The 25,045-nt window shown below is 65.8% G+C and carries 23 protein-coding genes; 10 read left to right on the top strand and 13 right to left on the bottom strand.

Annotated elements, in window-relative coordinates; translation table 11 throughout:
- Positions 1-39: 39 nt before the first annotated feature.
- From gshB to HRUBRA_RS06530, 3 genes are all read right to left on the bottom strand, one after another.
- Positions 40-996, bottom strand: a complete 957-nt coding sequence (gshB, locus tag HRUBRA_RS06540) for a glutathione synthase (protein WP_035515622.1) — start codon at positions 994-996, stop codon at positions 40-42.
- Between the two features lie 69 nt (positions 997-1,065).
- Entirely contained in the window at positions 1,066-1,476 is a 411-nt protein-coding gene (locus HRUBRA_RS06535) for a type II toxin-antitoxin system VapC family toxin (RefSeq protein WP_035515621.1), read from the bottom strand.
- On the bottom strand, positions 1,473-1,715 hold the full coding sequence (locus HRUBRA_RS06530; protein WP_035515648.1) for a FitA-like ribbon-helix-helix domain-containing protein: 243 nt from the start codon (positions 1,713-1,715) through the stop codon (positions 1,473-1,475). Before HRUBRA_RS06530 ends, HRUBRA_RS06535 begins: the two co-directional genes overlap by 4 nt.
- Before the next feature lie 250 nt (positions 1,716-1,965).
- Between HRUBRA_RS06530 and HRUBRA_RS06525 the strand changes: the two genes are divergently transcribed.
- From HRUBRA_RS06525 to HRUBRA_RS06515, 5 genes are all read left to right on the top strand, one after another.
- A complete protein-coding gene (locus tag HRUBRA_RS06525; RefSeq protein WP_035515619.1) occupies positions 1,966-3,366 on the top strand; it encodes an HNH endonuclease signature motif containing protein in 1,401 nt (466 codons plus the stop codon).
- 103 nt (positions 3,367-3,469) lie between these two features.
- The gene (locus HRUBRA_RS15565) at positions 3,470-3,583 is read left to right on the top strand and encodes a type II toxin-antitoxin system CcdA family antitoxin (RefSeq protein ID WP_201771553.1); all 114 of its coding nucleotides are present in this window, start codon (positions 3,470-3,472) and stop codon (positions 3,581-3,583) included.
- A 72-nt stretch (positions 3,584-3,655) separates the two neighbouring features.
- Positions 3,656-4,081: a GtrA family protein gene (locus tag HRUBRA_RS06520; protein ID WP_035515617.1), complete on the top strand. Its 426-nt coding sequence runs from the start codon at positions 3,656-3,658 to the stop codon at positions 4,079-4,081.
- A gap of 96 nt (positions 4,082-4,177) precedes the next feature.
- Positions 4,178-4,351, top strand: a complete 174-nt coding sequence (locus tag HRUBRA_RS15510; protein ID WP_168139643.1) for a hypothetical protein — start codon at positions 4,178-4,180, stop codon at positions 4,349-4,351.
- Between the two features lie 9 nt (positions 4,352-4,360).
- Complete coding sequence (locus HRUBRA_RS06515; protein ID WP_052094467.1) at positions 4,361-4,858, top strand: nuclear transport factor 2 family protein; 498 nt, start codon at positions 4,361-4,363, stop codon at positions 4,856-4,858.
- A 7-nt stretch (positions 4,859-4,865) separates the two neighbouring features.
- On the opposite strand, the gene HRUBRA_RS06510 is transcribed toward HRUBRA_RS06515, so the two are convergent.
- Genes HRUBRA_RS06510 through HRUBRA_RS06490 form a run of 5 tightly spaced genes read right to left on the bottom strand, consistent with a single transcriptional unit; the run spans position 4,866 to position 10,113 of the window.
- Positions 4,866-5,591, bottom strand: coding sequence for a 16S rRNA (uracil(1498)-N(3))-methyltransferase (locus tag HRUBRA_RS06510; protein WP_035515616.1), 726 nt, complete (start codon positions 5,589-5,591; stop codon positions 4,866-4,868).
- A 14-nt stretch (positions 5,592-5,605) separates the two neighbouring features.
- Entirely contained in the window at positions 5,606-6,451 is an 846-nt protein-coding gene (gene metF / locus HRUBRA_RS06505) for a methylenetetrahydrofolate reductase [NAD(P)H] (protein WP_035515615.1), read from the bottom strand.
- A 9-nt stretch (positions 6,452-6,460) separates the two neighbouring features.
- Positions 6,461-7,852, bottom strand: a complete 1,392-nt coding sequence (gene ahcY, locus HRUBRA_RS06500) for an adenosylhomocysteinase (RefSeq protein WP_035515614.1) — start codon at positions 7,850-7,852, stop codon at positions 6,461-6,463.
- 56 nt (positions 7,853-7,908) lie between these two features.
- Positions 7,909-9,060, bottom strand: coding sequence for a methionine adenosyltransferase (metK, locus tag HRUBRA_RS06495; RefSeq protein WP_035515612.1), 1,152 nt, complete (start codon positions 9,058-9,060; stop codon positions 7,909-7,911).
- A 21-nt stretch (positions 9,061-9,081) separates the two neighbouring features.
- Entirely contained in the window at positions 9,082-10,113 is a 1,032-nt protein-coding gene (locus HRUBRA_RS06490) for an ArsR/SmtB family transcription factor (RefSeq protein WP_084592502.1), read from the bottom strand.
- A 120-nt stretch (positions 10,114-10,233) separates the two neighbouring features.
- Here HRUBRA_RS06490 and tkt point away from each other — a divergent pair, with 120 nt between their 5' ends.
- From tkt to HRUBRA_RS06470, 4 genes are all read left to right on the top strand, one after another.
- The gene (gene tkt, locus HRUBRA_RS06485) at positions 10,234-12,258 is read left to right on the top strand and encodes a transketolase (RefSeq protein WP_035515610.1); all 2,025 of its coding nucleotides are present in this window, start codon (positions 10,234-10,236) and stop codon (positions 12,256-12,258) included.
- 2 nt (positions 12,259-12,260) lie between these two features.
- Positions 12,261-13,274: a glyceraldehyde 3-phosphate dehydrogenase NAD-binding domain-containing protein gene (locus tag HRUBRA_RS06480; protein ID WP_035515608.1), complete on the top strand. Its 1,014-nt coding sequence runs from the start codon at positions 12,261-12,263 to the stop codon at positions 13,272-13,274.
- Between the two features lie 36 nt (positions 13,275-13,310).
- Positions 13,311-14,489, top strand: coding sequence for a phosphoglycerate kinase (locus HRUBRA_RS06475; RefSeq protein ID WP_035515606.1), 1,179 nt, complete (start codon positions 13,311-13,313; stop codon positions 14,487-14,489).
- Between the two features lie 87 nt (positions 14,490-14,576).
- A complete protein-coding gene (locus tag HRUBRA_RS06470) occupies positions 14,577-15,707 on the top strand; it encodes a tetratricopeptide repeat protein (RefSeq protein WP_035515604.1) in 1,131 nt (376 codons plus the stop codon).
- Positions 15,708-15,749: 42 nt separating this feature from the next.
- Here HRUBRA_RS06470 and HRUBRA_RS15560 read toward each other — a convergent pair whose 3' ends face one another.
- The 4 genes from HRUBRA_RS15560 to serA form a co-directional block, all read right to left on the bottom strand.
- Positions 15,750-16,562, bottom strand: a complete 813-nt coding sequence (locus HRUBRA_RS15560) for a class I SAM-dependent methyltransferase (RefSeq protein WP_236629803.1) — start codon at positions 16,560-16,562, stop codon at positions 15,750-15,752.
- A gap of 259 nt (positions 16,563-16,821) precedes the next feature.
- Positions 16,822-19,563, bottom strand: coding sequence for a TonB-dependent receptor plug domain-containing protein (locus tag HRUBRA_RS06460; RefSeq protein ID WP_035515602.1), 2,742 nt, complete (start codon positions 19,561-19,563; stop codon positions 16,822-16,824).
- Between the two features lie 328 nt (positions 19,564-19,891).
- Positions 19,892-20,347, bottom strand: a complete 456-nt coding sequence (locus HRUBRA_RS06455; RefSeq protein ID WP_035515600.1) for a hypothetical protein — start codon at positions 20,345-20,347, stop codon at positions 19,892-19,894.
- Positions 20,347-21,576, bottom strand: a complete 1,230-nt coding sequence (gene serA / locus HRUBRA_RS06450; RefSeq protein ID WP_035515599.1) for a phosphoglycerate dehydrogenase — start codon at positions 21,574-21,576, stop codon at positions 20,347-20,349. The genes HRUBRA_RS06455 and serA overlap by 1 nt, the downstream gene beginning before the upstream one ends.
- A 109-nt stretch (positions 21,577-21,685) precedes the next feature.
- Here serA and HRUBRA_RS06445 point away from each other — a divergent pair, with 109 nt between their 5' ends.
- On the top strand, positions 21,686-23,086 hold the full coding sequence (locus HRUBRA_RS06445; protein ID WP_035515642.1) for an FAD-binding oxidoreductase: 1,401 nt from the start codon (positions 21,686-21,688) through the stop codon (positions 23,084-23,086).
- A 415-nt stretch (positions 23,087-23,501) separates the two neighbouring features.
- Here the strand turns inward: HRUBRA_RS06445 and ilvA are convergent, their stop codons facing one another.
- Complete coding sequence (ilvA, locus tag HRUBRA_RS06440) at positions 23,502-25,028, bottom strand: threonine ammonia-lyase, biosynthetic (RefSeq protein WP_035515640.1); 1,527 nt, start codon at positions 25,026-25,028, stop codon at positions 23,502-23,504.
- Positions 25,029-25,045: the final 17 nt, after the last annotated feature.

Genomic DNA, 25,045 nt, shown 5'->3' with positions numbered 1-25,045 from the left:
GCGGTTGCCGCCGCGGGGGCCGCCGCAAGCGCCACGGCGCTAGCCGCGCGCCGCCAGCTCCGCGGCGATGCAGTCCATGAGCTGGCCGCCGATAGCCAGCTCGTAGGCCGCGTCGATCTCGCGGATGCAGGTGGGGCTGGTGACGTTGATCTCCGTGAGGTAGTCGCCGATCACGTCCAGGCCGACAAAGAGCAGGCCCTTCTCCACCAGCGTGGGGCCCACTTGCTCGGCAATCCACCGATCCCTGTCCGAGAGGGGCTGCGCCCGCCCGGTGCCGCCGGCGGCGAGGTTGCCGCGGGTCTCGCCCCGCGACGGCAGCCGCGCCAGGCAGTAGGGCACGGGCTCGCCCCTGATCATGAGAATGCGCTTGTCGCCCTCGCTGATCTCGGGAATGTAGCGCTGGGCCATGATCGTGCGCGTGCCGTGCTCCGTGAGCGTCTCCAGGATCACCGACAGGTTCGGGTCCCCGGGCCCCACGCGGAAGATGGAGGTGCCGCCCATGCCGTCCAGCGGCTTGTAGATCACGTCCCCGTGCTCATCGTAGAAGGCGCGCAGCCGCGCCATGTCGCCGCTCACCAGCACCGGCGGGCAGCATTCCGGGAACTGGTTGGCGAACATCTTCTCGTTGCAGTCGCGCAGCGACTGGCAGCGGTTCACCACCAGCGTACCCAGCCGCTCGGCCGCCTCGAGGATATAGGTGTTGTAGACAAACTCGTTGTCGAAGGGCGGGTCCTTGCGCATGAGGATCACGTCCAGCTCCGCCAGATCCCGGTCCTGCCCCTCGCCCAGATCGAACCAGTGCCCCGAATCCCGGTGAACCTCCAGCGGCGCCATGAACGCCCGTGGCACCCCCTGCACCAGCGACAGGTGCCGCGGCTCCATGTACCACAGCTCCCAGCCCCGGTCCTGCACCGCCCAGAGCATCGCCAGGGTGCTGTCCTTCTTGTACGTAATATCGGCGATGGGATCCATCACCACGCCTACGCTGATCGTCATGCGGGGGTCTGCCTTTTTTGGGTGGAGATAAGCTACGTGGTGGGGGGCGGAGGCGCAAGGCGGAGTCTGTCAGGATTCAGCAAGTAAGTAATCCCCGGCAGTCATTGCGGTTTCCGGGAATAGCTGAATGAGTTTTTTATCGCCCGTGATCAGTTTCAGCTTTAGTGATTTTGCCAGCGATATAAATTCGCAGTCATAAGCGGAACAGCCGCTGTCCGCAGCAAGTGCCAGCACGTCCATGGAGTTAACGGTGTATTCGTGTTCGGCAAGCTGCTGTTCTGCTTGTGATTGCATGGCAATAGCGGTGCTTAAATCGACGATGCCTTTTTTGCTGTACAAAGCCAGTATGTTTCGGAATTCGCTTCGCCACAGCAAAGGAGCAACCCAATAAGGATCTTTGTGCAATAACGCGACGACATCATCCGTTTGTGCAGTGGGCAGATACAGATAGGCGATGGTGTTGGTGTCCGCTACGATCATTCTCTGCCCTGGCTCCTGGCCGCATTGATTTCGTCACTATCCAGTCGCGCAACTTTTACCTGGCTGCGCAGATCGGCTGCTTTGCTGGCAAGCTCGGCTGCAGAGCACCGGGTCGGTTTATAGGTCTTTTCCAGGCAGTGAATCAGTTCGCTGTTTACGCTTCGATGGTGCGCATTGGCGGCTTGCTTCAGTTGCTCGTACAGGTCGTCGGGTATGTTCTTAAAGGTGACATTGGCCATGCTCAAGCCCTCGATGGTTGCAAAACGGTTGCATTATGGTTTCATGTGATCGTCTGTCAATCCCACCCTGACCAACCATTGCGCGCGGCCAGCTTCGCTGGCGCGTGAAGACGGGCGTTAATCGCCCGGAGCAAAGCGCCATTGCCCTCGTCAATTCAGGCGACCACATTTGATTGAACGCGGTCCCTGAACCCCACAACACCTCATGCGAAAATACTGTATGAAAATACAGTTCCCCACGAGGTGCTCCATGACCGCCGCCCTCCCCCAGCCCGCCCTGCAAACCCTCGAAGACCAGATCACCGAGCTCGCCGCGCATATCAACGCCGCCACCTGGCGCCTGCTCACGCTCATCCGTGACTACGACGTCCGCGCCGGCTGGAATTGCGGCGCCACCAAGTCCTGCGCGCACTGGCTGAACTGGAAGTGCGGCATCGCCCTCGGCGCGGCGCGGGAGAAGGTGCGGGTGGCGCATGCGCTGGCCGGGCTGCCCAAGGTCAGCGAGGCTTTTCGGGTCGGCAGCCTCAGCTATTCCAAGGTGCGGGCGATTACCCGGGTGGCCACGCCGGAGAATGAGGATTACTTCCTGATGATTGCGCGGCACGGGACGGCGGCGCACGTGGAGCGACTGGTGCAGGCCTACCGGCGCGTGGGGCGGGACGAGGCACAGGCGCAGCTGGAGAACCGCAAGGTCACCTGCTACATCGATGAGGATGGCAGCTGCGTGATCCGCGGCCGGCTGACGCCCGAGCAGGGTGAGCGGCTGATGCTCGCGCTCGATGCGGCGGTGGACGCCATGCCCCGGGAGGATGACCTGTGCCCGACCCAGCGGCGGGCGGATGCGCTGGAGCGCATCGCCGACAGCTACCTGGCCGGCGGCGAAGGCGACAGCAGCGGCGGTGACCGCTACACGGTTCACGTGCATACGCGGGCGGCTGACCTTGAGGCGGCCGCCATCGATGACGAAGACGTTTCCGCGGAAACGTCCCGCCGCGCCGCCTGCGACTGCGGGGTGGTGCACTGGCTGGAGAATGACCGCGGCCAGGCGCTCGATATCGGCCGCCGTGCCCGCAACATCACGCCGGCGCTGCGCCGGGCCCTGGAGCACCGCGACGGCGGCTGCACTTTCCCGGGCTGCACCACCCGGCGCCACGTGGATGCCCACCACGTGGTGCACTGGGCCGACGGCGGCGAGACGAAGCTCGACAACCTGGTGCTGCTCTGCCGCCACCATCACCGGCTGGTGCACGAAGGCGGCTATGCCGTGGCGCTGCTGGCCTCCGGCGAGGCGCGCTTCCGCGATCCCCGCGGTACGGTGGTGCCCCCGGCGCCGGATACGCGTTTCCGCGGGAACGTTTCTGCGCTTCACCATCATCACCATCGTGAACACCTCCCGATTGATGCGGCGACCCTTCCGCCGCACTGGCAGGGCGAGCGGATGGACCTGGGGCTGGCGGTGCAGGGGTTACTGAGACGGGATGGCCGGCTGCATGATCGTCCGCGTAAGCCTCACCCAGCCACCGACCTCGCCCTCAAGCACCCCGCGGAAGGCGTCGAGGGTGGCGCTACTGCCCATGGTGGGTTGCCGGGCCTCTACGGGGCTGAGTCAGCCGGTGCTTGTCGCGCAATAAACAAGCCCATAAAGTGCTGACAGACAACGACTCTGGACGCGGACTATGCAATCCATCGACGCGGCAAAGCCTCAGTACAAACCGACAGGGTCCGGCAACAAGCTTTGCCGGTCTGCGGAGGCAGTGAAGCGGAGCAGGCGTGAGCAGTGGCTTGAGGATAATGCCGACGCCCTGGCGGGTTCGAATGTCTATGTCGAGGCACACGGATTGCCCCTGGCGCGCTATCGTATCTGCTGATAGCGCGCCAGGGCCGAAAACAGGGTAATAACAATCCCGTTCCGGCGCTCCTACAGGCTGCTTCGTCGGGGTGTGCTCTCCCCGAGCACGCGCGCCGCCTTCCTGCGCTTCGCCTGTGTCGGGTTCACCATGGCCCTGATCGATATCGGCCTGCTTTACCTGCTCAAGGACAGGCCGGCCTTCAACGCCTACACCGCCCGCCTGGTGTCCTATCCCGCGGGGCTGACGGTCGGTTACTTCCTGAATCGCTACTTCACCTTCCATCACGTCGAGAATGTCCGTCACGTGCTCGATGAGCTGGCGCGGTTCTTTGGGGTGCACGCCGTGGGTGGCCTGCTCAACTTCGGCGTTTTCTCGCTCGTGGTCTATGCCGGCGAGGGCGCTGAATTCGCGCCGCGCTGGGAGGCGGCTGTGCCGCTGATCGGCGTCTGCCTGGGTGGCGTGGTGGGGATGTGCTTCAATTTTTTCGTGTCCCGGGAGCTGGTGTTCGACGGGTGACTCGCGGTGGTCGCATTTGGTGGGGCGCCAGCCTATGACGTCATAGCGTCATGACGCTATTATGGTGATTCTTCATAGATGTCCTCGGAGCCTCGCATGGGCAAGCCGCTCAAGCGCTCGACCATCTACTTCGATCCCGAGCTGCCGGCGGAAGACCAGGAGGACCTCGCCGCGTGCGATGACCGCGTCGCCGGGCCGGAGCTCAGCTATCAGGAACTGCTGGATGACTTAAGGGTTGCGCACCGGAAGCAGGTTTACCGAAACAGTTGAGGGGGTAGTATGCAGGAGTCGGGCTTATCCGCAGACACGCTGGCGCGCCTTGCGCGCCTGCTGGAGACCGAGGCGATCCGTGACCTGAAACTGCGCTACGCGCACTTCATGGACAACCTGCTCATCGATCAGCTGGCCGGGCTGTTCACCGAGGACGCCCAGTGTCATTTCGGCCCCTATGGCGAGTGGTCCGGCAGGGCGGCGATCCGGCAGAACTTCGCCGCGGTGATGGCGGAGACGGTCAAGGCGACGTTCGGTTCCATGCACCATATCTGCAATCACCGGGTCGACATCATCGACGAGAGCAGCGCGACCGGGCGTTCCTACCTCATCGATGTGATGACGGAGCGACGCCCGGACGAGAACCCCGTGCTGCTTTACGGCCTCTACGACGAGCGCTATCGCAAGGTCGAGGGAAACTGGAAGATCAGCTTCAGCCGCATCCACTTCCTGTGGCCGCAGCGGGAGGTGGACGACGCCATGCTGTCGGAGCCGGTCGGCAGTTGAAGGCTCTTTAGAACCGCAGGTCGCCCCAGCGCGCCTGCAGCGCGGCCAGGGCCGCGAGCGGCGCGGTCTCCGTACGCAGCACGCGCGGGCCGAGGGCCAGGGTGCCGAAGCCGGCGGCTTGGGCGCGGGTGACCTCCTCTTCCTCCAGCCCGCCTTCGGGGCCGCAGAGCAGGGCGATGGCGCCGGCGTAGGCCGGCAGGTCGCGGGGCTCGGCGCGGGGATCGAGGACGAGGCGGAGCGGGGCGTCGACAGTGCTCAGCCAGTCGGCCAGCGGCTGCGGCCCGGCGATCGCGGGAACCCGGTTGCGGCCGCACTGCTCGCAGGCGCTCTCGGCGATGCGCTGCCAGTGGCCGCGCTTCTTTTCGCGCCGGTCCGCCGGCAGCCTGAGGCCGCGGGCCGTCAGCAGCGGCGCGATGCGGGCGATGCCCAGCTCCGTGGCCTTCTGCACGACCCAGTCCACCCGGTCGCCGCGGGAGATGGCGATGCCGAGCTCCACGGCCAGGGGCGATTCGCGGTCGATGGCGCGCGGGGCGCCCAGGCGCACCGTGACGCTGCGCTTGTCGGCGGCGATGAGTTCGCCCGGGTACTCGGCGCCGCTGCCATCAAAGAGCACAAGCATATCGCCGGGCTGCATGCGCAGCGTGCGGGCGATATGCCGTGCAGGCTCCGCCTCCAGGGCGACCTCGGCGCCCTCGGCGAGGGCCTGGCGGGTGAAGAAGCGGGGGCGGTCCACGGCGGGGTCAGCCCTTAGCAGCCCTTCAGGCCCAGGTTCTCGCAGATCTGCCGGGTCGGCTCGACCTGGTTCATGGTGTAGAAGTGCAGCCCCGGGGCGCCCGAATCGATGAGCGTGCCGCAGAGCTGGGTGACCACCTCGATGCCGAACTGGCGAATGCTCTCCTGGTCGTCGCCAAAGCCCTCGATGCGCTGGCAGATCCAGCGCGGAATCTCGGCGCCGCAGTTGCGCGAGAAGCGGGCGAGGTTCTGGTAGTTGGTGATGGGCATGATGCCCGGAACGATGGGCGCCTCGATGCCGGCAGCGGCGCAACGGTCGAGGAAGTAAAAGTACGCCTCGGGACTGTAAAAGTATTGAGTGATGCCGCTGTCAGCGCCGGCGTCGAACTTGCCCCTGAGGTAACGGATGTCGCTCTCGTAGGAGAGCGCTTGCGGGTGGATCTCCGGGTAGGCGGCCACTTCGATGTGAAAGTGGTCCCCGGTGCGCTCGCGGATGAAGGTCACCAGCTCGTTGGCGTAGACGATGGTCGCACCGGCGCCGTTGCCGGAGGGGATGTCGCCCCGCAGCGCCACGATGCGGTCGATGCCGCGCGCCTTGTAGCGCTCGAGCAGGTCGCCGATGGTGGCCCCGTCGTCACCGCCGAAGCTCAGGTGCGGCGCGACGGTGAGGCCCAGATCCGCAAGTGCGGTGACCGTGTCGAAGGTCCGGTCCCGGGTGGAGCCGCCGGCGCCGTAGGTGACCGAAAAAAAACCAGGCGCAAGCGCAGCGAGCGCCGGGGCCGTCTGTGCCAGGAGTTTGTCCCGCCCGGCGTCCGTCTTGGGCGGGAAGAACTCGAAGCTGATCTCAGGCTTCCGTGCCATGGCCGGTCCTCAGTACTTGTAGCTCTCGGGCTTGAAGGGGCCTTCCACCGTGACGTGGATGTACCCGGCCTGTTCGTGGGTAAGCTTCGTGAGCATACCGCCGAAGCCTGCCACCATGTGCGCGGCGACTTCCTCGTCGAGCTTCTTCGGTAGCACCTCGACCTTGAGCGCGGCCTCCTTGAGGTCCGGCTCGAGGTCCGCGAAGCGACGCTCGTAGAGGTAGATCTGCGCCAGCACCTGGTTGGCGAAGGAGCCGTCCATGATCCGCGAGGGGTGGCCGGTGGCGTTGCCCAGGTTCACCAGCCGGCCTTCGGCCAGGAGGATCAGATAGTCGTTTGTGGCCTGGTCGCGGTAGATCTTGTGCACCTGCGGCTTGATCTCTTCCCACTCCCAGTTGCGGCGCATGTACGCCGTATCAATCTCGTTGTCGAAGTGGCCGATGTTGCAGACCACCGCGTTACGCTTGACCGCGCGCAGCATGGCGGCGTTGCAGACGTCGTAGTTGCCGGTGGCGGTGACCAGCAGGTCGATGCTGCCCAGGAGGTCCCTGTCGATGCAGTCGTCAGTGCCGTCGTTGATGCCGTCCTTGAAGGGGGAGACGACCTCGAAGCCGTCCATGCAGGCCTGCATGGCGCAGATCGGGTCCACTTCGGTGACGCGGACAATCATGCCTTCCTGGCGCAGGGACTGGGCCGAGCCCTTGCCGACGTCGCCGTAGCCGATGACCAGGGCGCGCTTGCCCGAGAGCAGGTGGTCCGTGGCGCGCTTGATGGCGTCATTGAGGCTGTGGCGGCAGCCGTACTTGTTGTCGTTCTTGCTCTTGGTGACGCTGTCGTTCACGTTTACCGCCGGTACCTTCAGGGTGCCGTCCTTGAGCATCTCCAGCAGGCGGTGCACGCCCGTGGTGGTCTCCTCGGTGATGCCGTGGATGCGGTCGAGCATCGCCGGGTACTGATCGTGCAGCATCCCGGTGAGGTCGCCGCCGTCATCGAGAACCATGTTCGCGTCCCAGGGCTGGCCGTCCTTGAGGATAGTTTGCTCGATGCACCACTCGTACTCTTCTTCCGTCTCGCCCTTCCAGGCGAAAACCGGCACGCCGGCAGCGGCGATGGCGGCCGCGGCATGGTCCTGGGTGGAGAAGATGTTGCAGGAGGACCAGCGCACCTCGGCGCCGAGGGCGATCAGGGTTTCGATAAGCACACCGGTCTGGATGGTCATGTGAATGCAGCCGAGGATCTTCGCGCCCTTGAGGGGCTGTTTGGCGCTGTACTTCTCGCGCAGGGCCATCAGCGCCGGCATTTCCGTCTCGGCGATTTCCAGCTCCCGCCGGCCCCACTCGGCCAGACTGATGTCGGCGACCTTGTAGTCGGGCTTCGTGTCGAGTTTTTCTGCAGTGCTCATGCTGTGCTCCTTACAAGATGAATGCGTGCAAGATAAATGCGTGTCTAGGCGGGCCGTCAGGCGTTGCGAAGGGCCTCGGCCTTGTCGGTGTTTTCCCAGGTGAACTGCGACTCCTCGCGGCCGAAGTGGCCGTAGGCGGCGGTGCCGCGGTAGATCGGGCGCTTCAGGTCGAGCATCTCGATGAGGCCCTTGGGGCGCAGGTCGAAATGTTCGCGCACCAGCTGCACGATGCGCTCATCGCTCACGGTGCCGGTGCCGAAGGTGTCTACGGCGATGGAGGTAGGCTCGGCCACGCCGATGGCGTAGGACACCTGGATCTCGCAGCGGTCGGCGAGGCCGGCGGCGACGATGTTCTTGGCCACGTAGCGACCGGCGTAGGCCGCGGAGCGGTCGACCTTGGAAGGGTCCTTGCCCGAGAAGGCGCCGCCGCCGTGCCGGGCCATGCCGCCGTAGGTATCAACGATGATCTTTCGGCCTGTGAGGCCGCAGTCGCCTACCGGTCCGCCGATAATGAACTGACCCGTGGGGTTGATATGGTAGCGGGTGTCCGCGTGCAGCCACTCGGCGGGGAGCACTTCCTTGACGATGAGGTCCATGACCGCTTCGTGGATGTCCGCCTGCGAGACGTCCTCGTCGTGCTGCGTGGACAGGACCACCGCGTCCACGGCGACGGGCCTGCCGTTTTCGTAGCGCAGGGTAACCTGACTCTTGGCGTCCGGGCGCAGCCAGGGCAGTGTACCGCGCTTGCGCAGCTCAGCCTGGCGCTCCACCAGCCGGTGCGAGAAATAAATGGGAGCGGGCATGAGCACATCGGTCTCGTTGCTGGCGTAGCCGAACATGAGGCCCTGGTCGCCGGCGCCCTGCTCCTTGTCGGCGCTCTCGTCCACGCCCATGGCGATGTCCCGGGACTGCTTGCCGATGGCATTGAGGACCGCGCAGGAGGCGCCGTCGAAGCCGACCCGGGAGCTGGTGTAGCCGATGTCCGTGACCACGCCGCGCACCACGTCCTCGAGGTCTACGTAGGTGTTGGTGGTCACTTCGCCGGCGATCACGACCATGCCGGTTTTTACCAGCGTCTCCACCGCGACCCGTGCGTCCCGGTCGTCGACGAGGATGGCATCGAGAATGGCGTCGGAGATCTGGTCCGCCATCTTGTCCGGGTGGCCCTCGGAGACAGATTCCGAGGTAAAGATTGAGTAGTCGCTCATGGAGAGTCCTTCTGGATGTGCTTACTGGTTCGCGTGGCCGAAGAGGCGCACCTGGATCTGGAAGCCGTTGCGCTGGGCGAGGAAGCTGCTGGCGATAGCGCCAAGCCCCGCGTCCGTGGCCCAGGCCGCAAGCTGCTCCGGCTCGAAACCGAGCCAGAGGTCGCCGCAGTTTTCCCGGGCCCAGCCCTGGTCGTGGCGGCAGAGGTCTGTGACGGCGAGAACGCCGCCGGGGGCGAGGTGCGCCGCGGCGTCTTTCAGCACCTGTGCCGGCTCCGGCGTGTGGTGCAGCACCATATTGATGACGATGCAGTCTGCGGCGATGCCACAGAGTTCGCTGCTACCGGTGTCGCCGAGAATGAAATCGATGTTGCCGAGCCCCGCATGGGCGGCTGTTGCCCGGCTGGCCGCGAGCATCTCCGGGGCGTTATCCAGGGCCAGCACCCGGGCAAAGCGCGGGGCGAGCTGGGCGAGGAAGCGGCCGTCCCCGGGGCCGATTTCCAGGGCCAGCTCCCGCCGGGGCAGGGGCGCTTCTATGAGAAGCTGGGCCACCGTGTCGGCGTATTGTTCGTAGCTGGCGATAAGGTCCTGCTGTTCCCGGAACTTGTCGGCGTTTAGGCGGAAGAAATCGCGGGAGTTGTGCTCCCGGGTGCGCTGCAACCGCTCCAGGCCCCGGCGCATGGCCGGTGGCAGCGGCCGGGCATCGAGCTCGTCGAGGAGCGCTGCGGCAACGGCGGCGCCGCCGGCGGGCGCCAACAGGTCACTGCGGCGGTAAAAAATGCTCGTGCCCTCGCGGCGGCTGGTGACCAGCCCTGCCCTGGCCAGCACCTTCAGGTGGTGGCTGAGGGCCGGCTGGCGCATGCCGAGGAGCTCGCAGAGCTCGGACACGGCGAGGGAATCGTTGTGCAGGGCACGCAGGATCCGCAGGCGCAGCGGATCGGCGCAGGCCTTGCACGCCGCGGCGAGGTCTGCGAGGGCGTCGTCCGATGCCTTGCGGGCGCTGATCGGCGCGCTCTGTGGTGCTTTGACCGGCTTGAGGGGAGCTGTACCTTGCATGGTGGCGAAGTCTAGCAGGCCCCGGATGTTCTATCAAAAAATTTTGATATAGGACTTTTTACGTTGTTCCCACCCCCCCGCTGGGCCAGAATGCCGGGCTTTTGACACGTGGACGATCCTATGCCCGCCCGACCCGAGCTTGCGCGCTCAGAACTCGCGAATGCCATCCGTGCCCTCAGTATGGACGCCGTGCAACAGGCCAACAGCGGCCATCCCGGCGCTCCCATGGGCATGGCCGATATCGCCGAAGTCCTCTGGAACGATTTCCTCAAGCACAATCCGGCCAATCCCGCCTGGCCGGACCGGGACCGCTTCGTGCTGTCCAACGGGCACGGTTCCATGCTCATTTACAGTCTGCTGCATCTCAGCGGCTACGATCTGCCTATCGAGGAGCTCAAGAACTTCCGCCAGCTGCACAGCCGCACCCCCGGTCATCCGGAATACGGCTACACGCCGGGCATTGAGACCACCACGGGCCCGCTCGGCCAGGGCCTGGCCAACGCCGTGGGCATGGCCATCGCCGAGAAAACCCTCGCGGCACAGTTCAATCGTCCCGGGCACACGGTGGTGGACCACCACACTTACGTGTTCCTCGGCGACGGCTGCCTGATGGAGGGTGTCTCCCACGAGAGCTGCTCCCTCGCCGGAACCCTGGGCCTCGGCAAGCTTATCGCCTTTTACGATGACAACGGCATTTCCATTGATGGTGAGGTGGAGGGCTGGTTCACGGACGATACCCCCGGTCGTTTCCGGGCCTACGGCTGGCAGGTACTCGAAGCCGTGGACGGACACGAACCGGCCGCAGTGCGTGCCGCTATAGAAGAAGCCCGCGGCGACACCACCCGACCTACGCTCATCTGCTGCCGCACGGTGATCGGCCAGGGCGCGCCGAACAAGGCCGGGAGCGAGTCCTGCCACGGCGCCCCCCTGGGCGCCGACGAGGTGGCCGCGACCCGCGAGGCCCTGGGCTGGACGCACCCGGCTTTCGAGGTCCCGGCAGATGTCTATGACGGCTGGGACGCCCGTGCCGCCGGCGCCGAGCGCGAGGCTGCCTGGGACAGCACCATGGCCGCCTATGCGCAAGCCCACCCGGGCCTCGCGGCAGAGCTTTCCCGGCGCCTCGCCTGCGAGCTGCCGGAAAGCTTCGGTGAGCGGGCCGATGCGTACATCGCCGAGTGCCAGGCCGCCGGCGCCAGCGTCGCCACGCGCAAGGCCTCCCAGCAGAGTCTGAATGCTTACGGCGCCCTCCTCCCCGAGTTCCTCGGCGGCTCGGCGGACCTGGCCGGCTCCAACCTCACGCTCTGGGACGGCAGCAAGCCGGTGACCGCGGAGGACGCGGCGGGTAACTATCTCTATTACGGCGTGCGTGAGTTTGCCATGACGGCGATCGCCAACGGCATCGCCCTCCACGGTGGTTTCATCCCCTACACGGCGACCTTTCTTATTTTTATGGAGTACGCCCGCAATGCCGTGCGCATGGCCGCGCTCATGGGCCAGCCGCAGATTCTGGTGTACACCCACGATTCCATCGGCCTCGGCGAGGATGGGCCGACGCACCAGCCGGTTGAGCAGCTGACCGCGCTGCGTGCCACGCCGGGGCTCAACACCTGGCGTCCCTGCGACACGGTGGAAACCGCCGTGGCCTGGCGCGCTGCCCTTGAGCGTCGGGACGGCCCGTCCGCGCTCGTGTTCTCCCGCCAGGGGCTGCCGCACCAGGCCCGCGACGAGCGCCAGGTCGCCGCCATCGCCCGCGGCGGCTATGTGCTCCGCGACGCTGGCAGCGAAGGTGCGCCGGAGGCGGTGATTATCGCCACGGGCTCCGAGGTCGCCCTGGCCATGGCCGCCGCCGAGCGTCTGGAGGAGCAGGGCCGGACGGTGCGCGTGGTGTCCCTGCCCTGCGCCGAGGTCTTCGAGCAGCAGGATGCGGCCTACCGTGAGGCGGTGCTGCCCAGCGACCTGCTCGCCCGGGTCGCCGTCGAGGCGGGGCACCGCGACTGGTGGTACAAATATGTCGGCCTCGACGGGCGCATCGTGGCCATGGACAGCTTCGGTGAGTCGGCGCCGGCCGCCGCCCTTTTCGAGGAATTCGGTTTCACCGTCGACAACGTTGTCGCTGCGGTCGACGAGGTGCTGCAAGCACTCTGATCATGCTGCGCCTCGCCATCAACGGCTACGGCCGCATCGGGCGCAGTGTCCTTAGGGCCCTGCAGGAAAGCCCGTTGCGCGAAGCGCTCCGGGTTGTCGCTGTAAACGAGCTGGCGGATGCGACGACGGTGGTCCACCTGACCCGCTACGACAGCACCCACGGCCGCTTCCCCGCTGACGTTGCCGCCTGCGCGGGCGGTTTCAGCGTGGCCGGTGAATCTATCGTCCTGCTCCGTGAGCCCGACCCGGCGCGCCTCGACTGGGGGCGCCACGGCGTTGACCTCGTCCTCGAGTGCTCCGGGTCCTTCACGGATCGCGCCACCGCCGAGCGGCACCTCGCCGCCGGCGCCGGCCGCCTGCTCTTTTCCCAGCCGGCGCAGGCCGATGTCGACGCCACAGTGGTTTACGGGGTCAATCACGACAGCCTCGGGGCGAAGCACCGCATCGCATCTGCCGCCTCCTGCACCACCAATGGCATCGTGCCGGTGATCGCCGCCCTGGATGAGGCTTTCGGTATCGAGGTGGGTACGATCACTACCATCCACTCGGCCATGAATGACCAGCCGGTGCTCGACGCCTATCACCATACGGACCTGCGCAAGACCCGTGCCGCGTCCCGTTCCATTATCCCCATCGATACGGGGCTGGCCCGGGGCATCGAGCGTATCCTCCCGACCCTGGCCGGGCGCTTCAGCGCCCAGGCGCTGCGCGTGCCGACGCTTAACGTGTCCGCCATGGATCTCACGGTGCAGGTACGCGGGGCGGTAGATGTCGCCGCCGTGAACCGCGCGCTCGCCGCCGCAGCCGGGTCACGCTTTGACGGTGTCCTCGGTTACACCGAAGAGCCCCTGGCCTCCTGTGATTTCAACCACGACCCGCGCTCCAGTATCATCGATGCCAGTCAGACCCGGGTCAGCGGCAGCCACCTGGTAAAGGTGCTGACCTGGTTCGACAACGAATGGGGCTACGCTAACCGTATGCTCGATGTTGCCGACTACTGGAGCCGAACCAGCTAGCCTCCCGAACCACCCAGCCTCCCGAAGGACCCGCCCATGTCCCTCCCCGTCAAGCTCATGCAGGACTTTCCCCTCGCCGGCCGGACGCTGCTCATCCGGGAAGATCTGAATGTGCCGCTCAAGGACGGCAGGGTCGCCTCGGATGCGCGCATCCGCGCGGCCCTGCCCACCATCGAGCAGGCATTGGGCGCCGGTGCGAAGGTGCTGCTCATGTCGCACCTGGGCCGACCGAGCGAGGGCGAGTTCGACCCGGCGCTGTCCCTGCAGCCAGTGGCGGCGCACCTCGGGGAACTGCTCGGGCGTCCCGTACCGCTGATACCGGACTGGCGCGGCGGTGTGGTCTTCGGCGACGGCGAGATCGCCATGCTTGAGAACGTGCGCTTTAACAGCGGTGAGAAAGCCGACGATGAGGGCCTGGCCCGGGCCTATGCCGGCCTCTGCGACCTCTTCGTCATGGATGCCTTCGGTACCGCGCACCGTGCCCAGGCGTCCACCCATGGTGTCGCCCGCTATGCGCCGGCGGCCTGTGCCGGCCCGCTGCTGGCGGCGGAGCTGTCGGCGCTGGAACGCGCCCTGGCGCAGCCGGCGCGACCCATGATCGCCATTGTCGGCGGCTCCAAGGTCTCCACCAAGCTCACGGTGCTCGAAACCCTCGCCGACAAGGTCGACAAGCTGGTCGTCGGTGGCGGTATCGCTAACACCTTTCTTGCGGCCGCCGGGCACCCGGTGGGCAAGTCCCTTTGCGAGCATGACCTCCTGCCTGCGGCGAAAGCGCTCATGGAAAAGACCGAGGTGCCTCTTCCCGAGGACGTCGTGGTGGCCAGCGAGTTCAGCGCCGATGCGGAAGCGACCGTCAAGGCCGTGGCCGACGTCGGCCCGGAGGACATGATCCTCGACATCGGCCCGCGCGCGGCGGAAGCCCTGGCGGCGCAGCTCGCCGGGGCGGGCACGATCCTCTGGAACGGGCCGGTCGGCGTGTTCGAGTTCGAGGCCTTTGCCGGCGGCACCCGCGCCCTCGCGGAGGCGATCGCCGCGAGCAGCGCCTTCTCCCTCGCCGGTGGTGGCGACACCCTGGCCGCCATCGACCGGTTTGGCATTGCCGGCGAGGTCTCCTACATTTCTACCGGCGGCGGCGCCTTCCTCGAGTACGTGGAGGGCAAGACGCTGCCGGCGGTAGCGGTCCTCGAGGAGCGCGCCAGAGAGACAGGGCCGTAGCGAACCCGGCGAAGAACCGGCGGTGTCCGTGGTGCTACACTTGCCTCATGACATGCCGGGATGCATTGCCCCGGCAGGAGGCTGGCCATGTCCCGCTACAGGCTGCTTGCGCTATTGCTGCTGCTCCTCGCCGGCTGCTCCTCGCAGCCGCCCGCGCAGTTCGCCGCCGCGGCGCCGCCCGGCCCGGCCGCTCTGCTCGATGGCCGCCTGTTCGGCGTCGGCCCTGCGGACGCCCCCGAGGATCCGGGGCTCCTCGCCGTCAACGACGACATGCGCGCCTTCCTCGCCGAGCGTGTGCCCGAGCGGGCGTCCGATTCGCACAAGGTCGACCTGATCCTCGAGGGCATCCTCGCCGGGGGCCTCGAGCTCGAATACGATAACCTGCTCACCCTGCCCGCCAGCGAGGCGTTCTACCGCCGCGCCGGCAACTGCATGAGCTTCACCAATCTCTTCCTCGCCCTGGCACGGGAAGTGGGCCTGCGGGCCAGCTACCAGGAGGTCATGGTGCCGCCCACCTGGACCGAGGGCGACAACGCCTGGTTCTACAACCTGCACGTGAACGTCCTCGTAGACCTGCCGGGCGCCGAGCAGGTGGTGGACTTCAACCTCGGTGACTACCTGCGCGCCTACCCGCGGCGGCTGATCAGCGACGAAGCCGGCGAGTCGCGCTATCACAGCAACCTCGGCGTGCACTTCATGACCCACGAGGACCCGGCCCGGGCCTTCCTGCACTTCCGCGAGGCCCTGGCCCTCCAGCCCGGGGCCGGGCACGTCTGGACCAACCTCGGCACCCTCTACCGCCGCCAGGGCGAGCTCGCGCGCGCCGAGGCGGCCTTCCGGCACGCCATCGAGCTGGACCACGAGCCGGTGGCCATGAGCAACCTCGCCCGGCTCTACCGGGAGCAGGGCCTGCCCCAGCTGGCGGCCAACTACGCGCGGCAGGTGGACCGGCTGCGCTCGAAGAATCCCTACTACCAGTATTACCGGGCGAAGCAGTCCTACGAGGCGGGGGCCTGGCTCAATGCGCAGCGGCACCTCGAGAAGGCGCTGCGGACCCAGGCAAAGGACCACCGCTTCCATCACCTCATGGCGATGATCCTCACCCAGCGCCGCCAGCCGGAGCTGGCGCGCAAGTTCCTGCGCCAGGCCGAGGCGCTGGCCGGCGACAGCGACAAGCAGCGCTACGGCGACAAGCTCGATCTCCTCGCGGGGAGCTAGTGCTCTGGTAGGATAGGAAGAGGGTCGTCGATAAGGCCTCCTTCAGCGACTGACCTTTTTCCCGCGCAGGATCCAGGCGCCGTCCCTGGCCGGTTCGCCCAGGGCCAGGCGGGCGGGTTCGTCCATGCTGAGACCGCCGGCGGTTAGTCGGTCGCGCCAGGCGCCGAGGGCGGTCTCGTCGAGGACGGCGTCCAGCATGGACTGCATGCGCTCCCGCCAGGCCGCCATGGCCGCCTCGACCTTCTCTGCCCAGGCGATGACCTCCGCGGGCTCGAAGGCGTTCATCTTCCGGTACATGTGGGCGATGTCGGCGTAGGTCCGGAACACGAGCCCGCCGCCGATCGCCTTGCCGTGCGCTTCGAGGACGGCCTCCATGGCCTTCACGCAGGGCGCGAGATCGCGGTCCGCCTGCTCGAAGGCGTCGCGGCTGCCCCGGCCCTCGCGCAGGGCGAGGCTCTCCTCCACCAGGCGGATGAAGGCCGGCAGCGCGCCGCTGTCGCGGACGCCGCCCAGGGCATCGCGGTTGGCCCGGCACTCGTCCCAGATGGCGCCGTTCTTCAGGTGCATGAGAAAGGCTACGCTGCCGCCGTGCCGCAGGACGCGCGCCGCTTCGTCGGCCGCCGCCGGCGCGTACTCGATGCCGAACTGGCTGACCACGTGGTCGAAGAACGCATCCGGCAGGGGAATGTCGTCGGCGCTGGCGCAGACTGCGGCCACGGCCGGGTGTTGTGCCTTGAACAGGTCCACCGCGGCATCGCTGATGTCCAGGTAGGTGATGCGGAAGTGGCGCAGGTTGTTGCGCGCGACGGACTCGGCGAGGGCGGTGACCGCGCCGTGACCGCAGCCGAGGTCCAGGAGGCGGGTGTGCCCGTCATCGGCGAGCGCGCAGGAGGTGAAGAAGGCCAGTCAGTAGTCCCGTAGCGCCGGGTCGCCGGCGCTGATTTCGGGCACCACGCCGGCGCGCCGGGTCCGCTCCCAGTCGTCTGCCCAAGCCTGTGCGTCATTGCTGTTCATGGGCTAAAGCATGCCTCCTTCGCATCGCGAGCACAAAAAGAAAGCACAAAAAAAACGGGCCCCGAAGGGCCCGTCGCAAACGCTGGTGACTGCCGATGATTTACATGCGCCATACCAGCCGTGCGCTGTAGAACCGACCAAGGAAGTCGTAGATTGCACTGGTGTTGGTCGAAATCGCCGGCACGAAGGGCGGCTGTTCGTCGGTCAGGTTTTCCACGGCGACTGAGACTTCAAAGGCGCTGAAGTTGTAGCTGGCGTAGAAATCGAAGTAGTTCATCTCGTCGACTTCAGTATTGACGTTGTCGAAACCAACTTCATCCGAGATGTCCATCGCATCGAGGTAACGCCAGACCAGGGAGGTCGACCAGCTGTCCTGGGCGAGGCTCAGGGACAGTGTCGACTTGTACTCCGGGTAGCCGGCGAAGGAACAGGTGGTACAGGCTACTTTGCCACGCTGATCCTCGACGACGCCGGTTGCACTGACCTCTTTGTAGTCCTCAAGCCACATCAGCAGCCAGTCGGCGCTGACCATGCCGAAGTCCGTGTTCCAGGTGAACGAGGAATTGAGATCGATACCGGACGTTTCGATCGTCGACAGGTTTTCCAGAAGCAGGTCAAAGCGCACGACATCACCGCCAGGGCCGCGGGCGATTCGATCGCACTCCGGCGCCGAGAGCCCCTGGCTCTCGTAGCAGGTATTGATCACGGTGCTCTCCACCGGTGTGCCGATTGCGTCATCGATTTCGACATCGTAGTAGTCGAGGCTGATGCTCGGGGAACCCCATACCTCGGGCGTAAACACGAAGCCCACGGACATATTATCAGAGGTCTCGGGCTGAAGATCCGGGTTGCCGCCTTGGGTGATCTTCAGCTGTGCAGCCGGCTGAACAAAGTCGGAGGGTACACCCTCCGCTGCACAGTTGGCTGCAACGGTCGGGTTCGCGGCCTGGTTCTCCGAGTTGCAGGGGTCGGTGACCCCGGTGAACGCGTCGGCGTTGCCGCCGAAGAGCTCGAGCACATTCGGCGCACGGAAACCGGTGGAGAGCTGGCCACGGAAAGTCAGCGACTGCAGCGGCTGCCAGCGGGCGCCGACTTTCCAGGTCGTCTCATCGAAGTCACCGTAATCGGAGAAGCGCGCGGCGAGTTGAGCGCTCACCTCTTCGGCGAACGGAGCGCCGGAGATCAGCGGGATTTCACTCTCCACGTAGACCTCGTAGAGGTCATACTCGCCATCGGTGGGCTCCGCGAAATTGCCGCCGCTGTTGCCGTCCCCAACGATACCGGAAGGGGTCACGCTGCCAGACTCCTCACGATACTCGACACCCGCAGCGATACCGAGACCCCCTGCAGGGAGATCCACGACCGACGGGTTGCTGATCGTGGCGGCGAAGTGCCACATTTCATACTCGGTCTTCTCGTGGTCCTCGAAGAGGATGAAGTCTTTCTCCGCCTGCGTCTTGGGGCTGCGACCGAAGGGGTCGAAGAGCGGATCGCCATTGGCCTTCTTCGGGCAGTTGTCGATGACGGCACAGCGCGCCGGATCTGACGCGATCTGCAGGGCTCCCACGTTGAGCTGGCCGAAGGTGACCTCGGTCAGGCGTGACTGACCCCAGGTGCCCCAGGTGTCCACGTCCCAGGTACTGCCCGCGATGTCCAGTTCACCCCGGAATCCGAAGGTGCCCTGCATCGTATCCGCATCGTACTTGAACTTGCGATTACCCAGGTCCAGACCCCGGTACCAGAGCTGAAAGCTCTCAGCGTCGGGCCCGAGCGCGCCCTGGATTTCTGCCCGGGCATCGGCGGGCAGGTTCGGGTGATCGATGGGTACCTGGATGAGATCCGTGAAGCGCCCCGCGGCGCCGGCGACGGGCAGCGGCGTGAAGTTCAGCGTCCCTTCCCGGTGCTGGGCCAGGATGTTCGAGTAGGCCGTCCAGCTGTTGTTGAGTTCGACCTCGCCGATGGCGGCCAGGTTGAAGATCCTGGCGGGGTTGATCAGGCTGACGCCATCACCGCCGGGGGCGTTGTAGTTGAAACGATGCCCCGTGTCCAGAATAGACTGGATGCTGCCGTCGCCGGCCGAACCGTTCAGGCCGCTGAAGCCGAACGTATCGTAGGGCTGGAAGCTGGCGCCGGTGACCGGATCTTCCTTGAAAATAATCCCTGCGGCCGGCACGCGGCCTTCAGGCGGAATACCGCTTCCGATCAGGTTCAGGATACTGCCTGAACCATCATCGCTCTGACCGAGCAGCGGAATCTGCGACCACTCCCGATCCTGGAAGTCGACATTCTCCGTCTCGGTGTAGGTACCGGACAGCACGAAGTGGCTCCGGGCGCTGCCGCTGCCCAGCAGGAAGCCGACGTTCTGCGACTCACCGCCCGCATCTTCGGGGCTGCCGGTGCCTGCGGTGAACTCGAAGCCTTCAAAATCGTCTTTCAGGATGACGTTGACCACACCCGCCACGGCATCCGAGCCATAGATCGTGGAGGCACCGTCAGCGAGCACTTCGACGCGCTCGATCATGTTCACCGGGAAGGACTGCAGGTCCACGCCCAGGCCACTGGAATCACGGATCGTGCTCACGGCGCGCCGACCATCCATGAGGACCAGGGTTCTCTCCGACCCCAGATTGTGGATCTCGACAAAGTTCGCGCCGCGGCCACCGTTGGAGTTGTTACGGTTGGTGGCGCCGCCGCTATTGGTCACGGCGGGCATGCGCTGAAGTGCATCGAGGGTGCTGTAGGTGCCGAGCCGCTCAATGTCTTCGCCAGAGGTCATGGACATGTTGGAGATCGTTTCCGGGCCCCTCGTGATTCGCGAGCCGGTGACGATAACCTCTTCCATGAGTTGCTCTTGCTGAGCCAGTACCGTTCCGGGCATGCCGATGACGGCGCTGACACCGAGGGCGGCCGAAACTGCCGCTGTCAGACTGTGTTTTTTGAACAATTTTTACCCCTGTATTCTCAAGAATATATACGTTGTGTGTTGCGGGCCGTGCCGCAGTGGGGCCAACTTTACACGCGCGAGGGGCCATAACCCGTAGAGATTGCAGGGTTTTGAGACAAATTCACGGAATTTTCATGGAACTTGCTAAAGCAATACTTTCAATCGTTTAGGGAAGGCTATTGAGATGTGTGCGTAGGCAACATTAGGGTTTGGCTGGGTGCGCGCATCAGCGAATGCGCTTGACACCCACCTTGCGTCCGGTGGCGACATGGGTAAGGCGCCAGAAACCGAAGAAGTTCTTGTCCAGAATAACTTCCCGATCACCGCCCTCATAAGCGAAGCGTCCCTCGAGACGTTGTTGCCACACCTGGCCGTTTTCAAGGTAGAACAGCGTGTTGCCATTCCAGCCCCGGAACGGTGTCCTCACCCGGGCTTCGATGCGGGCCTCTTGCTCCGCTTCCCGGACGTCTTCGCTGGTGCTGCGGAGCGTTTCCGCATCTCTGGCGGTGTAGCGCAGGAGCCAGTTGTCTAGAGCGTCACGCTCGGCATCGCTCAGCTTGTCGAGCCCGGCCGCCTCGAACTCCTCGGCACTCATGAGCTGCTCGATCCCGGGGAAGTCCTCGGCGTGGGCGAAGCCCGTGCAGCTGACGGCCAGCAACAGAGCAGCAAGCCGGCGGCGCATCAGAACAGCACCCGGCTGCGGATGGTGGCGTCGATGTCGGCCAGGGCCCGGAGCGCCACGTCGGAGTACTCCGCATCGACATCGATGACCACGTAGCCGATAGCGTCGTTGGTCTGCAGAAACTGGGCAGAGACGTTCACCCCGGTATCCGAAAATACCTGGTTGATGGCGCCCATGACACCGGGGACGTTGCGGTGGATATGCAGCAGGCGGTGAGAGCCGGCGTGCTCCGGCAGCGCCACCTCCGGGAAGTTCACCGACGACGTTGTGGTGCCGTTGTCGCTGTAGCGTGAGAGCTTCTCCGCCACCTCCATGCCGATGTTCTCCTGAGCCTCCATGGTGCTGCCTCCGATATGAGGCGTGAGGATCGCCTGGTCGAAGGCGCGCAGCGGCGAAACGAATTCGTCGTCGTTAGAGCGCGGCTCCACCGGGAAGACATCGATCGCCGCCCCGGCAAGGTGCCCGCTGGCGAGCCGTTCGGCGAGCGCGTCGATGTCGACCACGGTCCCCCGGGAGGCGTTGATAAGGATACTGCCGGCGGGCATCTGGTCGAGCCGGGCCGCGCTCAGCATGTTGGCCGTGGACGGGGTCTCCGGCACGTGCAGGGAGACGACGTCGGAGCTGGCCAGCAGGGCATCGAGAGTGCCGAGCTGCCGCGCGTTGCCCAGGGGCAGCTTGTTGACCACATCGTAGAACTGGACCCGCATGCCGAGACCCTCGGCGATGACGCCGAGCTGCATGCCGATGTTGCCGTAGCCGACGATGCCCAGGCGCTTGCCGCGGATCTCGTAGCTGTTTGCGGCGCTCTTGAGCCAGGCGCCCCGGTGGGCGGCGGCGTTCTTGGCCGGGATACCGCGCAGGAGCAGGATCGCCTCGGCGATGACCAGCTCGGCAACGCTGCGTGTGTTGGAGAAGGGCGCGTTGAAGACCGGAATGCCCCGGCGCGTGGCGGCAGGCAGGTCAACCTGGTTGGTGCCGATGCAGAAACAGCCCACAGCCACCAGCTTGCGCGCGTGCTCAAAGATCTCGTCGGTCAGCTGGGTGCGTGAGCGGATGCCGACAAAGTGCGCATCGGCAATCGCCGTCTTCAGCTCTTCCGGGGGCAGAGCCTTGGGGTGCTGCTCGATGTTGTTGTAGCCGGCCGCATTGAGGGCCTCGACTGCGGAGGGATGGACGCCCTCCAGCAAAAGAAACTTGATCTTGCGCTTCTGCAGCGAGGTACTGCCCATGATGTCTGGCGTCCTGACGAGATAAGTGATGATGCCGCCGCTGGCGGGCGAAGCCCGACATGATAGCATACGCGCCTTTCGGCTATAGGCAGTGACAAGGGTGGGGGACGTGACCGCGTTGGCAGAGGAACAGCTATCGGCGCTCGCCGCAATTGTCGGCGCCGATCGCGTGCTCGATGGCCCCGCCGGGGCCGAGCAGTACGGCCGCGACTGGACCCGTGCCCACGTCCCGGCTCCCTGCGCGGTGGTGCTCCCGGGCAGCATCGCCGAGGTCCAGAGCGTGGTCCGCTACGCGCGCCGCGCGGGTCTCGCCATCGTGCCCAGCGGCGGCCGCACCGGCCTCTCCGCCGGCGCCGTCGCCGCCCGAGGGGAGCTGGTTCTGGTTCTCGACCGCCTCAACGGCATCGACGACTTTTCCCCCGTGGACCGCACCGTTCGCTGCGGCGCGGGCGTCGTCACTGCCGAGCTGCAGGCCTATGCTGAAGCGAAGGGTCTTTTCTACCCGGTGGACTTCGCTTCCGCGGGCTCCAGCCAGGTCGGCGGCAATGTCGCCACCAACGCCGGCGGCATCAAGGTCATCCGCCACGGCATGACCCGAGACTGGGTCGTCGGCGTCAAGCTGGTCACGGGCACCGGCGAGCTGCTGGATCTGAACCGCGGCCTCATCAAGAACAATGCGGGCTATGATCTGCGCCACCTCGTCATCGGCTCTGAAGGCACCCTCGGGGTCATTGTCGAGGTCACCGTCTCCCTTGCCGACCCGCCCGGCGATCTGGCCGTTATGGTTCTCGGTGTGCCGGACCTGGGTGCGATCATGGACGTGCTTCACTGCGCCCGCGGCCGGCTTGAGCTTCACGCTTTCGAGTTTTTTTCCGAGGAGGCGTTGGCCCGGGTTGTGGAACACCAGGAGCTGCAGCGCCCCTTTGACACGGCGGCACCTTTCTACGCTCTCCTCGAGTTTGCCCAGCCCGACGAAGCGGCGCTGGAGGCCGCCATGGCCGTCTTTGAGGAGACGGTGGAGCAGGGCTGGGTCCTCGATGGCTGCGTCAGCCAGAGCGTGGCTCAGGCGCAGTCTCTCTGGCGCCTGCGCGAGGATATCTCCGAAACGATTTCGCGCTGGACGCCCTACAAGAATGATATCTCCACCCGGGTCTCCGATGTGCCCGGCTTCCTCGCCGAGGTCGACGCCGTGGTTTCCGAGCATTATCCGGATTTCCAGATCATCTGGTTCGGCCATATCGGTGACGGCAATGTCCACCTCAACGTACTCAAGCCCGACGAGCTGCCCATGGACGAGTTCCAGGCCCGCTGCGGCGAGGTCAGCCGCTGGGTCTTCGAGATTGTCCAGCGCCATGGCGGCAGTGTTTCCGCCGAACACGGCGTCGGCCTGCTCAAGAAGGAGTACCTGAGCTACAGCCGCTCCGAGACGGAAATCGAGCTCATGCGCGGCATCAAGCGCGTCTTCGATCCGGACGGCATCATGAATCCGGGCAAGATCTTCGACCTGTAATGACAACGCCGCATTCATTGGCGGCGGCCTGAATCCTGAGGACTTGAGACATGCCGGCGACCCGGGTGCCCGTAGCACGGCCCGCGTCCCGGAGAACGCCTGCGGGACACGCCGGTTCGCCATCCATGGCGGCTCGGGCTCGGCGTCCTGCCTCGCACGGTCCCGCAGGCGTTCTCCGGGCCGCGGGCCTGCCGCTGTGCCAACGAACGGCGTTGGCGGGGTCTCGTGCTGGCACTGGCGTCAGGCGTCAGGCGTCAGGTGCAGCGATTCCCCCTGCGGGACGTGCGCGGCCATGGACGGCCGCGCCCGAGCTGCCATGGATGGCGCTTTTGCGGTCCCGCAGGGGGAATCGCTGCAGCTGACGCCGAACTACGAAGCTCCCCCAGCCCGAACTACGAAGCACCCGAAGAAAGAGTCAGTCCACCTGCCCGAGGTACAGCTGGTAGGCGGGATTCTCCGACTCGTCCCAGAACGGATAGCCGATCGCATCGAGGGTCTTGTGGATCTCGCGCTCCTCGCCCTTCGGCGCCTGGATGCCGACCAGGATCCGGCCATAGGCGGCGCCGTGATTGCGGTAGTGGAAGGTCGAGATATTCCAGCGCTGGCCCAGGCCCGACAGAAATCTGAGCAGGGCGCCGGGGCGCTCCGGGAACTCCACCCGGTAGATCGTCTCCCGGCCCATGGCCACCGGGGCGCGGCCGCCGACCATGTAGCGGATGTGCAGCTTTGCCATCTCGTTATCCGTGAGATCCTGGGCCTCGTAGCCCTCCGCCGCCAGCTTCGCCAGCACCGCCGCGAGATCGTCGCCTCCGGGCGTCACACTCAGGCCGACAAAAACTCTGGCCGACCGGGCGCTGGCGTAGCGATAGTTGAACTCCGTGATATTGCGCTTGCCCAGGGCGCTGCAGAACGCGCGAAAGCTCCCGGGCCGCTCCGGTATGGTTACCGAGATGATCGCTTCCCGGTGCTCACCGATTTCCGTGCGCTCGGAAATGTAGCGCAGCCGGTCGAAATTTGTGTTCGCGCCGGAGAGGATCGCCAGGAGGTCCTGGCCCTTCACGCCGCGCTCTTCCACATACTTTTTCAGGCCGGCGAGGGCCAGGGCGCCGGCGGGTTCGGCGATGCCGCGGGTGTCCTCGAAAATATCCTTGATCGCGGCACACATCTCGTCCGAAGAGGCGGTGATCACCTCGTCTACCGTCTCGCGGATGATCCGGAACGTCTCCTTGCCCACCTGGGCGACGGCACAGCCATCGGCGAAGAGGCCCACCTCTTTCAGGCGGGCCCGGCGCCCCTTCTCCAGGGCCAGCTTCAGGCAGGCCGCGTCCTCCGGCTCCACGCCGATGATGCGTGTCTTCGGCCAGACATAGCGCACGTAGGCGGCAACGCCGGCGAGGAGGCCACCGCCGCCCACGGGGACGAAGAGCGCGTCCAGGGGCGCCTGGTGCTGGCGGACGATCTCCATGCCGACGGTGCCCTGCCCCGCAATGATATCCGGGTCATCGAAGGGGTGGACGAAGGTCATGCCGTGCTCCGCGACCAGCTGCTGTGCGTGGGCAAAGGCCTCGTCAAAGGCGTCGCCGTGGAGGACGACCTTCGCGCCCCGGCTGCGCACCGCATCTACCTTGATGGTGGGCGTGGTCCGCGGCATCACAATGACCGCCTTCACGCCCATGCGCTGGGCCGCCATGGCCAGGCCCTGGGCATGGTTGCCGGCGGAGGCGGCGACCACGCCGCGATCCCGCTGCGCCTGGCTCAGCCGGTACATCTTGTTGTGGGCGCCGCGCAGCTTGAAGGAAAAGACCGGCTGCAGGTCTTCGCGCTTCAGCCAGACGCGATTGTCCAGGCGCGCAGAGAGGAGCCGGGCCTCGTCGACCGGGGTTTCCCGGGCCACGTCGTAGACCTTGGCATCGAGGATGCGCTTGATATAGCTCTGGGGCATGCGATCACCGGCGTTCA

Source organism: Pseudohaliea rubra DSM 19751 (assembly GCF_000764025.1).
Taxonomy (GTDB): domain Bacteria; phylum Pseudomonadota; class Gammaproteobacteria; order Pseudomonadales; family Halieaceae; genus Pseudohaliea; species Pseudohaliea rubra.
Note: the sequence above shows the minus strand (reverse complement) of the source record. Positions and strands in the feature narration are given on the sequence as shown.